The sequence below is a fragment of the Microbacterium sp. 13-71-7 genome (assembly GCF_002257455.1).
Lineage (GTDB): Bacteria > Actinomycetota > Actinomycetes > Actinomycetales > Microbacteriaceae > Microbacterium.
Map to the genome: position 1 here is coordinate 1 of NZ_NCKN01000154.1, position 9938 is coordinate 9938.

Annotated in this window: 9 protein-coding genes, 1 tRNA gene and 1 riboswitch; of the genes, 6 read left to right on the plus strand and 4 right to left on the minus strand. The window is 71.0% G+C overall.

Translation table 11 applies throughout. The features are described from left to right. The 5 genes from B7X32_RS14215 to B7X32_RS14235 all read left to right on the plus strand — a co-directional run. The coding region (locus tag B7X32_RS14215) for a ferrous iron transport protein A (protein ID WP_292720850.1) at positions 1–244 on the plus strand (244 nt) is incomplete at its 5' end. 285 nt (positions 245–529) lie between these two features. Next, positions 530–1360, plus strand: coding sequence for a M23 family metallopeptidase (locus B7X32_RS14220; RefSeq protein WP_292720853.1), 831 nt, complete (start codon positions 530–532; stop codon positions 1358–1360). 316 nt (positions 1361–1676) lie between these two features. Then, entirely contained in the window at positions 1677–2432 is a 756-nt protein-coding gene (locus tag B7X32_RS14225; RefSeq protein WP_292720856.1) for a M23 family metallopeptidase, read from the plus strand. A gap of 291 nt (positions 2433–2723) precedes the next feature. Beyond that, on the plus strand, positions 2724–3221 hold the full coding sequence (locus B7X32_RS14230; RefSeq protein WP_292720858.1) for an HNH endonuclease: 498 nt from the start codon (positions 2724–2726) through the stop codon (positions 3219–3221). A 30-nt stretch (positions 3222–3251) separates the two neighbouring features. After that, positions 3252–3325: transfer RNA gene (locus B7X32_RS14235), tRNA-Arg, on the plus strand. Positions 3326–3379: 54 nt separating this feature from the next. On the opposite strand, the gene B7X32_RS14240 is transcribed toward B7X32_RS14235, so the two are convergent. The 4 genes from B7X32_RS14240 to B7X32_RS14255 form a co-directional block, all read right to left on the minus strand. Next, positions 3380–3724 carry an Lsr2 family protein gene (locus B7X32_RS14240; protein WP_292720860.1) on the minus strand — a complete coding sequence of 115 codons (345 nt, stop codon included), beginning with the start codon at positions 3722–3724 and terminating at the stop codon, positions 3380–3382. Positions 3725–3778: 54 nt separating this feature from the next. Next, positions 3779–4105 (minus strand): multidrug efflux SMR transporter, encoded by a 327-nt coding sequence (locus B7X32_RS14245; protein ID WP_292720862.1) that lies wholly within the window; start codon positions 4103–4105, stop codon positions 3779–3781. A gap of 11 nt (positions 4106–4116) precedes the next feature. Continuing rightward, a riboswitch (guanidine-III (ykkC-III) riboswitch) is annotated at positions 4117–4181 on the minus strand. A 43-nt stretch (positions 4182–4224) separates the two neighbouring features. Continuing rightward, positions 4225–5079 (minus strand): LuxR C-terminal-related transcriptional regulator, encoded by an 855-nt coding sequence (locus tag B7X32_RS14250; protein WP_292720865.1) that lies wholly within the window; start codon positions 5077–5079, stop codon positions 4225–4227. A gap of 295 nt (positions 5080–5374) precedes the next feature. Next, the gene (locus B7X32_RS14255; RefSeq protein ID WP_292720867.1) at positions 5375–5932 is read right to left on the minus strand and encodes a methylated-DNA--[protein]-cysteine S-methyltransferase; all 558 of its coding nucleotides are present in this window, start codon (positions 5930–5932) and stop codon (positions 5375–5377) included. 199 nt (positions 5933–6131) lie between these two features. Here B7X32_RS14255 and B7X32_RS14260 point away from each other — a divergent pair, with 199 nt between their 5' ends. Beyond that, positions 6132–9791: an AAA family ATPase gene (locus B7X32_RS14260; protein WP_292720869.1), complete on the plus strand. Its 3660-nt coding sequence runs from the start codon at positions 6132–6134 to the stop codon at positions 9789–9791. Positions 9792–9938: the final 147 nt, after the last annotated feature.

Genomic DNA, 9938 nt, shown 5'->3' on the forward strand with positions numbered 1-9938 from the left:
GATCGGTCTGGTCGAGCACATGAACACCGCCGGCACGCCCACCGAGGGCACCGTGCGCCGTCTCGCCGAGCCCGCGCAGGTGGATCCCGAGCTGCTGGAGCAGCTCCGCGACGCCGGGGTCGTCCCCGGGGCGCGCGGCCGCTTCCGCTTCAACGAGGGCTACGTGCTCATCGAGGTGGACGGGCAGGACGAGGGGCTCGAGCTCCCGGTCGAGCTCGCCTCGCACATCTTCCTGGTCGCCTGAGGAACTCGACGGCCGCGCCGGGCCCCGCCGGCTGGACGTCGCCTGTGCGCGCACGGCCGGATCCGCGGGATTCCGGCGTTCAGCGGATCCTTGGGGCAGCGTGACACGTTCGTGACTTTCCGGTAGCGTCGAGAGGGCCGTCCGCGAGAAGCGCGCCGACGGACTCCACGGCGCTCGCCTCATCGGCCCGTCGCCGCCGTGGGGAGACATGTGTCCGAACCCTGTGCGGACCGACCCGATCGACGACGGACCGGCGCCCGATGCGCAGAGGCCGGAGGACAGACTTTGCCTGAGACCACGATCGAGACCACGAGCCGGACGAGTGCGGACCCGACCGCGCGGCAGAAGGCTGCGACCCGATCCGCTGCTTTCGTGCGGCCGGTGCGGACGGTCGCCATCCTCGGAGCGGTCGGCGCCCTGGTCGCCGCGATCGCCCTTCCGGCGTTCGTCTCGACGAGCGGTGCCGCGGATGCCGCCCCGGTGACCACCGAGCAGCTGGCGGCCGACAACGCGCAGTCGATCGTGGTCGCGTCCGAGGCCACGCAGGCTCCGAGCACGCGAGGGCAGTTCGCCGCGACCACGCCTGACGAGATCGAGAAGCGCAAGGCCGAGGAAGCCGCCGCTGCGCGCGCCGCCGCCGCGGCCGCCTCGGCGGCTGCGGCTTCGACCGCCAGCAGCTCCCGCCCGTCTCTCGCCGGGATGGCGCTGGTCGCCCCGGGGTCGGGCGCCGTGCGCTACCCGGTCACCAGCTTCACCCCCGGTGAGGGCCCCGGCTCGGGGCGCGGCCACGAGGGCTGGGACATGATCGCCCCCGAGGGCACCCCGATCTACGCCGCTGCCGCCGGCACCGTGACGGCCTCCGCCGAGAGCATCGGCGGCTACGGCGTCTCCATGATGATCATGAGCAACCTCAACGGCACCATGGTCGAGACCCGCTACGGTCACATGGTCTACGGCAGCCGGATGGTGGAGGCGGGCGACCAGGTCTCCGCGGGCCAGCTCATCGGGCTCGTCGGCAACACCGGCAACTCCTACGGATCCCACCTGCACTTCGAGGTGCGCATCGGCGGCTCGGTCATCGACCCCGAGCCCTGGCTCGCCGCGAACGCGGGCTGACCGGCATTCGCGCCCGAGCCCGACCCTCGGATCGGCCATCCCGAATCAGGGGGTGACAGATTCATCACGATCGGGTAACGTCGGGGAGGTCGTCGACGAGAAGCCCGTCGGCGATAACCCCGGCGGCCGCCTCCCGGTTCGTCACCGCCGTGGTCATCATGATGTGCGTCGAAATCCCGACGTGCACGCGAGTACGGACGAGCCGACGCACGGCGCCGAGGCCTGGAGGAAGCCCTTGGCTGAAGAACTCGAAAAGACCGACACATCCGTCGCCACGCGTTCCCCGAAGCGTGCGAAGAGTCCGGTCTCCCGTTCCGTGGTGCGCCCGATCCGCACCTTCGCCGTCGTCGCCGCCGTGGGAGCGCTGGTGACCGCGATCGCCCTGCCCGCGCTCGCGACCGGCGCCGCGCCCGCGACCGCCTCGCCGGCGACCGCTCAGCAGATCGCGGCCGGCCACGCGCAGTCGATCGTCGTCGCCTCCGAGGCGACGGCCGTCGCCTCCACCCGCGGCTCCTTCGCCGCGACGACTCCGCAGGAGATCGAGCAGAAGAAGGCGGAGGCGGCCGCTCTCGCCGCCGCCAAGGCCGCGGCGGAAGCCGCCGCCGCCAAGCCCTCGGTCGCGTCCGTCCGCAGCAACATGGCACCGATCGCGAACCCCGGACAGGTCATCTACCCGATGGCGGCCGGCTCGTACACGCTGAGCGATGGATTCGGAGCCGCCCGCAGCGGTCGCAGCCACATGGGCCAGGACTTCGCCGCGCCGATCGGCACTCCGATCTACGCCGCCGCCGACGGCTGCGTCACGATCTCCCAGGACAGCTACGGAGGCTACGGCGAGACGATCGAGCTCGCCCACCCCGCGCTGAGCGGATCCGCCGCGATCTCCACGCTCTACGGCCACATGAACTACGGCAGCCGAGCCGTCGGGGTCGGTCAGTGCGTCACCGCCGGCCAGTACCTCGGCGAGGTCGGGAACACCGGCTGGGTGTCCGGATCCTGCCTGCACTTCGAGGTGCTCGTGAACAACACCGAGATCGACCCGCTCGCGTGGCTCCAGGTCAACGTCCGCTGATCGGACCCGGCGTTCACCGGAAGTTCTCCGCGTCGTCGCCGGGGCATGGGTTAGCCTGATTCCGTCGTCGCAAGGGCGGAGGAACACGATGGGACGAATACCGAGCATCCGAACCACGGATGCACTCGGTCGACTCGTTCTTCGGCATTGCCCGCAGGATCTGCACGGATCACCCGTGCGTTCACGGCGCTGTCTCTCGTAGACAGCGCCGTTTTCGTATCCTGCGGACCCTCCGTCTGCGCACGGTCGAGAGACCGGGAAGCCGTCCCGGTCGGATCGAAGGGATGAAGGATGCGCACACTGGTGCTCAACGCTGGGTACGAACCGCTCGCGGTCGTGTCGTTCAGACGCGCGATCGTGCTGGTCATGAACAAGAAGGCGTCCGTCGTCGAATGCGCCGTCGACGATCCCGTCTGGGCGGCGAGCGGACGCTTCGACCGCCCCGCCGTGATCGTGCTGAGCCGGTACGTCCGGATGCCGAGAGCCCGGTACGCGCCGGTGACGAGACGCGGGGTGCTGCGCCGCGACGGCAACCGCTGCGGCTACTGCGGCAAGTCCGCCTCCACCATCGATCACGTGCTGCCGCGTTCGCGCGGAGGCAAGAACTCCTGGGAGAACCTCGTCGCCTGCTGTCTGCGCTGCAACAACGTCAAGAGCGACCGCACGCCGCAGGAGATGGGGTGGGAGCTGCGACTGACTCCCGCTCCGCCGCGGGGGACGGGATGGACCGTGCGCGGTTCGGAGCGGGGCGACCCCCGCTGGGAGCCGTACCTGGCGATGGCGGCATAGGGCGTCGAGTGCTCGTTAGACTGGGAGAGCGCCTTCGTAGCTCAGTCGGATAGAGCGGCCCTCTCCTAAAGGGCAGGTCGCAGGTTCGAATCCTGTCGGGGGCACGAACGGAAAGGGACCGCCCATTCGGGCGGTCCCTTTCCGTTCGTGTTTCGCGATCAGTGCGCGGCGCGGTAGGCCTCGATCACATCGGCCGGAATGCGGCCGCGCTCCGAGAGCTTGTAGCCGTTGTCGCCGGCCCAGGTGCGGATCGCCGCGGTCTCCGGGTTGCGGTTCGGGCGCTTGGCGGCGGCGGACGGTCGCCCGGTCGCCGCGCGCTGCGTGCGCCTGCCGGAAGAGATGAACGGAGCGAGCGCCGCACGCAGGTCTGCGGCGTGCGCACTGGTCAGGTCGATCTCATAGGCGGAACCGTCGAGCGAGAAATGCACGGTCTCGCCCTCGCCCACCTCGAGAACGGATCCGTCGATATCGTCGACGAGCTGATGAACGATTTTGCGTGCCATGGCGACAAATCTACGTGCAGGAATTGTCCGTGGCAATGATTGGAATGCGGAATGTCATGAATGTCCCGGATCGATCAGCTTCAATCCGACAATGCATCCCACCAGGCCGAGGATCAACAGGATCCGGATCCAGGAAACATCGGAATCACCGGTGATCATCGCCCAGATGACGGTGAGGGAGGCGCCGACGCCCACCCACACCGCGTAGGCGGTGGCGGTGGGGATCTCCCGCATCGCCCAGCCCAGTCCGAACATCGACGCGACGAGGCCGATCACGAAGAGGACGCTGGGCCAGAGTCGGGTGAATCCCTCGGACTTGCCGAGGGCCGTCGCCCAGACGGCCTCGCAGACTCCGGAGATGATGAGCACGATCCACGCCACGGCGGGCCTCCTGAGAGCCAGTCTTTTCGCTGTCCGGGTACTGGCCCGCCTCGTCCGGGTGCGCAATGCGCTGTGTCGAGGTTACCGCGGGCGCCTGGGCAGGAGCAGGGCAGTGCGACTCAGGGGATCAGGCCGTCGCGCCGTGCCCGCGCGACGGCCGCGTGCCGGGTCGGGGCGTCGAGCTTCGCCATCGCGGTGCCCAGATAGGCCTTCACCGTCGATTCGCGCAGCCCCAGCTCGGCGGCGACCTGCGCATTGGTGTGTCCGAGGGCTGCGCAGCTCAGCACGTCGAGCTCGCGCGGGGAGAGGTGCACGTCGGAGGTGCGGGGAAGCGGGGACGGAGCGGAGAGGGCCACAAGACGACGCTCGAGGTCGCCGAGGCGTTCGCGCACGGCCTCATCCGGCACGAGGGCCGCGATCGATCGGAGCTCGGCGAAGCTCTCCCGCAGCTCCTCCCGGTGGGCGGGACTCAGCGCCGGCGGGGGAGTGGGCGCGCTCGCGGAGCGCAGTCGTCGCTCCACCTCTTCGCGGATGCGCAGTTCACCGGCGAGCGCGTCGGCGATCTGCATCGCCGGGGCGGTGGTGATCCCGCCGGCCGGGGGCTCCTCCCAGGAGCCGGCGTAGAGCACGCCGCGCGGCCGCCCCGACACGATCACGGGGATCGCGAGCAGGGTGCGCAGCCCCTCGCCCAGGACGAAGCCGTCGTAGTCGTGCGTGATCTGCTGAGAGGCGCCGTAGTCGTGCGTCATGCGGGGGCGCAGCTCGATCATCGCGCGCCCGCCGAGGCCGCGCTGCGGCTGGACGCGGAGCCCCTCGAGGCTCCGCGTGCGGGAGCCGACGATCGCGGTCACGGGAACCTCGCCGCTGTCGAGCAGCCCGCCGAAGGCGACGGGGAAGCGGGTGCGCCGGATCAGCTCGCGCACCGCCTGTGCGACCAGATCCGCATCGGATCCGACTGTCTCGAACGAATTCACCCGACTACCGTTTCCGGGGCGTGCGCCCCGTCCCGTCGTTTGTAGCGTCGACGCTATCATTCCGGCGCCGGTGAGGGCGTGCCGGAGAATGCACAGCCGGCCGACGAAGCCGCATGCCGTGACCATTGATGCGCCTCTGTCGCGACGGTGTCCGGATGCGGGAGCGGGAGCTTTTGTCGGCGGCATCGATCGGGCGGACCATTCGTCCCCCCATTCCGGCCCTGCCGCGGACGATGTGACGCCCCTTTTCCGAAGGCATATGCCCTTTCGGAGAGGGGGCGTCCGCCCCGGCGGCCTACACGCCGGAGCGGACGTCGCGCGCGGGACGGGCTCGGGCGGCCGCATCCGCCTCCAGGTCCAGGAGGTATCGCTTGCGTTCGGGGTGCGCGCCGTACTCGCCGGGGGAGCCGTCCGCACGCACCACGCGGTGCACGGGGACGACGATCGAGAAGGGGGTGTTCCTGCATGCCGTCCCGACGGCCCTGGCGGCCCCAGGACTGCCCGCCATCGCCGCGACCTCGCCGTAGCTCGCGCTCTCGCCCCAGGGGATCTCGCACACGGACAGCAGTGCGGAGCGGGTGAACCCGTTCACGAGCCGCCAGTCCAGGGCGAGCTCGTGATCGAAGCGGATCGGCTCGCCGGAGAAGTACGCGTGCAGCAATGCGTCGATCTCGGCACTCGCGCCCGGATCCGGTTCCGGCACGGCGTGCAGCATCCGCGCGGTCGCCTCGAGGGCCCAGGGCGAGTCGCGGTGCATCGCCTCCGGCAGGTCGAACGCCACGAGCCCCTCGTCGGAGAACACACACAGCGCATCACCGAAGGGGGTGTCGGCGAAGTCGTAGCGGTAGGTCATGCACCCATCCTCGGTCACCGCGTGCGCGCAGGACGGCCGGTAGCGCAATCGGTGCGGAGAATCCGGAAAAGGCCCGCTGTGGAGGGGGAAAGCACCTGAATACGGCGAAACCCAGTGGATCTGACGGTTCTGCCCATCCACCACGCCTAGTCTTTGTCGTGTGTGGCGACGTGACGGGAAGAACGCGGAGGAGAAGTCCGTGACGCCCGGCGACGTCGATGTGGCAGAGCCGGGCGTGCAGGCGGTGCACGCGGCGACCGCGGAGCGAGCCCGCCTCAGGGCGGAAGCGGCGGAACTCGGCGGCCCCTCGCCGCTGACCGCCTATCGCGATGTCGCCGCCGGCGGGATCGACATCTCGCGCGCCCACCCCGGCAGCCTGCCGCAGTTCATCACGGGCCGCTCCACCCTGCTGTCCAATCTGTTCCGCGACGAGGTGGGGCTCCGCGGCGCCCGTCTTGCCGCCGACCGGATCACGGCGAAGAACACCGAGCTGCGCACGGTGCGCGGCCTCGACGCCGTGCACCTCGCGGTCGGGCTGTGCACCTGGCGGATCGGCGGCGTCGATTACGCCGCGCCGATGCTGCTGCGCCCGCTCGCGATCCGCCGGCACTACGCCGACTACGAGCTGAAGCTGCACGGGCAGTTCTTCCTGAATCCCGAGCTCGTGCGCATCGCGCGCGATCACTTCGGGATCTCGATCGACGACGCGCGCCTCGCAGCCCTGGCGTATCAGAACGGCGTGTTCGCGCCGCAGCCGGCGATCGACATGCTGCGCGCGGCCACCTCGTCCGTCGACACCTTCTCGGTGCAGCCGCGCATGATGGTGTCCACGTTCGCCGACGTCGGCACCGCGATGGCGCGCGACGCGCACGACCTCGACCACCCGATGCTCAACGCGCTGGCCGGCCACGCCGCCGACCGCGAGCGCGTCTCCGCGCCGGGACCTCAGCCGTCCGCGGCCGGGCCCGACGACCGCGCCCCGGCATCCGACAACCTCCTGCTCGATGCCGACAACGAGCAGGAGCAGGTGCTTGCCCGCATCGCGGCAGGGCACTCCCTCACGGTCTCGACGCTTCCGGGAACGGGCGGGACCCAGACCGTGATCAACGCGATCGGCGAACTGGTGCGCGCGGGCAAGCGCGTGCTCGTCGTCTCGCCCCGCCGCTCGACGCTCGACGGTGTGCGACACCGTCTCAGCGGGATCGGGCTGGACGGGTTCGCCGTCTCGCCGGCTTCGGTGCGCCGGGATCTGGTGCGCGCGATCGGGCGCAACGAGAAGGCCGCGGCGCCCAAGCTCGCGGAGATCGACGACGCCCTGCTGCGGCTGCGGACGGTCCTGCGCGACTACCGCCGCGCACTCACGGAGACGGATCCGGCGCTGGGCGCGAGCGTGCTCGACGCGACCAGGATGCTCACCAGGCTGGCGCTGCTCCCGACGCCGCCGACCACGACGGCGCGGCTCGGCCGGGCTGCGCTGGAGAACCTCGCGGAGGACCGCACGCACGCCGCGGAGGCGCTGGCTCAGGCCGCGCGGCTGGGGGAGTTCCGCTTCGGTCCCGACGACTCGCCCTGGTACGGCGTCGTCTTCTCCTCGTCGGACGAGGCGCACCGCGTGCACGCGCTCGCCGAGACCCTGCACGCGCGCACCGTGCCGGAGCTGCTCGAGCTGGGCTACGAGCTCGTCGCCCAGACGCACATGCGCCCGTTCGCGACGATCTCGGAGCTCGGCGAGTACCTGCGGCTGCTCCGGGGGATCCGCGACTCGCTCGACCACTTCACTCCGGCCGTGTTCGAGCGGCCGCTCGGAGAGCTCATCAAGGCGCACGGCAGCCGCCGGGACAGCGCGGCGATGACCGGCGCGAATCGTCGCCGGCTGCGCCAGCTCGCCAAGGAGTACGTGCGTCCCGGCGCGCACGTGGGCGACATGCACGACGCGCTCGCCCGCATCCAGGCCCAGCGCACCGAATGGCAGCGCTACGTCGACGCCGGCGTCGCACCCGAGGTGCCGCTCGGACTCGCCGACGTCTCCGTCGCCTGGCGCGACGTCGATGCGCAGCTCGCCGAGCTCGACACGGCTCTCGGGCGGCGCGAACCGCTCGCGACCCTTCCCGTCGCCCGTCTGCTGCGTACGCTCGCCGGCCTCGCGGCCAAGTCGGACGTCTTCGACAACCTCATCGAGCGCGCCCGCATCCGAGACGAGCTCGCGGGCCTCGGCCTCGAGCCGCTTCTTATCGACCTGTCCACCCGGCACCTCTCCGAGGATCGGGTGGGCGCCGAGCTGGAGTACGCGTGGTGGCAGTCCCTGCTGGAGCAGGCGCTGCGGCAGAACCGCTCCCTGCTGGGGGCGAACACCTCGGTCGTCGACCAGCTCGAGCGCGACTTCCGCCTCGTGGACGAGGCGCACGCCGGGGCGGCCGGCCCGCTGCTGGCCTGGCAGCTGAGCGGGCAGTGGCGGATCTCGATCGTGGACGAGGCCGCGGAGGCGCAGAACCTCCGGCACGGGCTCACGCAGCACCGCACCACGGTCGCCGAGCTCGTGGCCGCGGCCCCCACGCTCATGCGCGTGCTCGCGCCGGTCTGGATCGCCTCGCCCTATCAGGTGCCGGATCTGCCGGACTCGGTGGAGTTCGACACCGTGATCCTCGTCGACGCCGCGGCGATCAACCTCGCCGAGGCGACGCCGGCGATCCGCCGTGCCCGCCAGATCGTCGCGTTCGGCGACCCCGTGCTGCAGAAGCCGACCGCGTTCCAGGTCGCCACGATGCCCGCGGAGGACCGCGAGGAGGAGGTGCCGTTCGACGAGGTGTCGGTGTTCGAGCGCCTCTCCGAGCTGCTGCCGGTGGTCACGCTGACCCGCAGCTACCGGGCGGGCGGCGAGGATCTGGCCTCGCTCATCAACGACGCCTTCTACGGCGGTGAGATCGTGTCGCTGCCGTGGGCGGGGTCCTACCTCGGCCGCGGATCGCTGACCGTGGACTATGTCGAGGGCGGCGTGGGGATCCCGCATCCCGAGACCGGCGCGATGGAGAGCCCCGAGGCCGAGGTGGCGCGGGTCGTGACGCTCGTGGTCGAGCATGCGGTGCATCGTCCCAGCGAGTCGCTCATGGTCGTCACGGCCAGCCGCACGCACGCCGAGCGGGTCTTCGCCGCGGTGTCGATCGCCTTCGCCGGACGCAGCGATGTGGCCGAGTTCGTCGGCAGGGACACGCAGGAGCCCTTCATCGTGCTGACGCTCGAGGAGGAGGCCGCAGAGAGCCGCGACCGCGTGATCTTCTCGCTCGGCTACGGCGTCACCAAGCACGGCCGCGTGCTCAGCGACTTCGGCGACCTGTCCTCGCCCGACGGAGACCGTCTGCTTACGATCGGCATGACCAGGGCGCGCCGCTCGATGGTGATCGTCTCGTCGATCCGCCCTTCCTCGTTCGACGAGGGGCGCCTGGATCACGGTGCGGCCACGCTCATGTCGATCCTCGGCGATCTCGCCGGGCACGTGCGCGAGGAGCGCGCGGAGGATCAGGCGGATCCGCTGACCCTCGCGCTCGCCCGCGAGCTGCGCCGCATCGGCGTCTCGGTCGACGTGGACTACCGCGGACTGCTGCCGCTCGTGGCGCAGCACGCCGGCAAGGCGGTCGTGATCGAGCCGGATCCGGAATCGCGTGCCGAATCGCTCCGGGAGACGCTGCGGCTGCGGCCGCAGGTGCTGCGGCGCCTGGGCTGGCACTACATCCGCGTGCACGCCTTCGATCTGTACAGCGACCCCGCCGGCGTCGCGCGCCGCATCGGCGAGGTGCTCGGGGTGCCCCTCGACGCGCCGCGCGTGGACGGCGACACCCAGCCGCTCGATGTGGACGATGCCTGACGGCGACCCTTCCGCATCGCCTGAGCCTGCGGAGGCCGACTCCGAGGGCTCCGGATCCCGCCAGCGCATCGTGCGCGTGCGGGGCTCGCGCCGTGCGCGGCTGACGCCGGCTCCCGGCACGCACGCGGAGCCCGATGAGCGCGAAAT

Coding starts and splice junctions, on each gene's coding strand:
- B7X32_RS14230 (WP_292720858.1), top strand. CDS start 2,724: ATGCGCACACTGGTGCTCAACGCTGGGTACGAACCGCTCGCGGTCGTG.
- B7X32_RS14240 (WP_292720860.1), bottom strand. CDS start 3,724: ATGGCACGCAAAATCGTTCATCAGCTCGTCGACGATATCGACGGATCC.
- B7X32_RS14255 (WP_292720867.1), bottom strand. CDS start 5,932: ATGACCTACCGCTACGACTTCGCCGACACCCCCTTCGGTGATGCGCTG.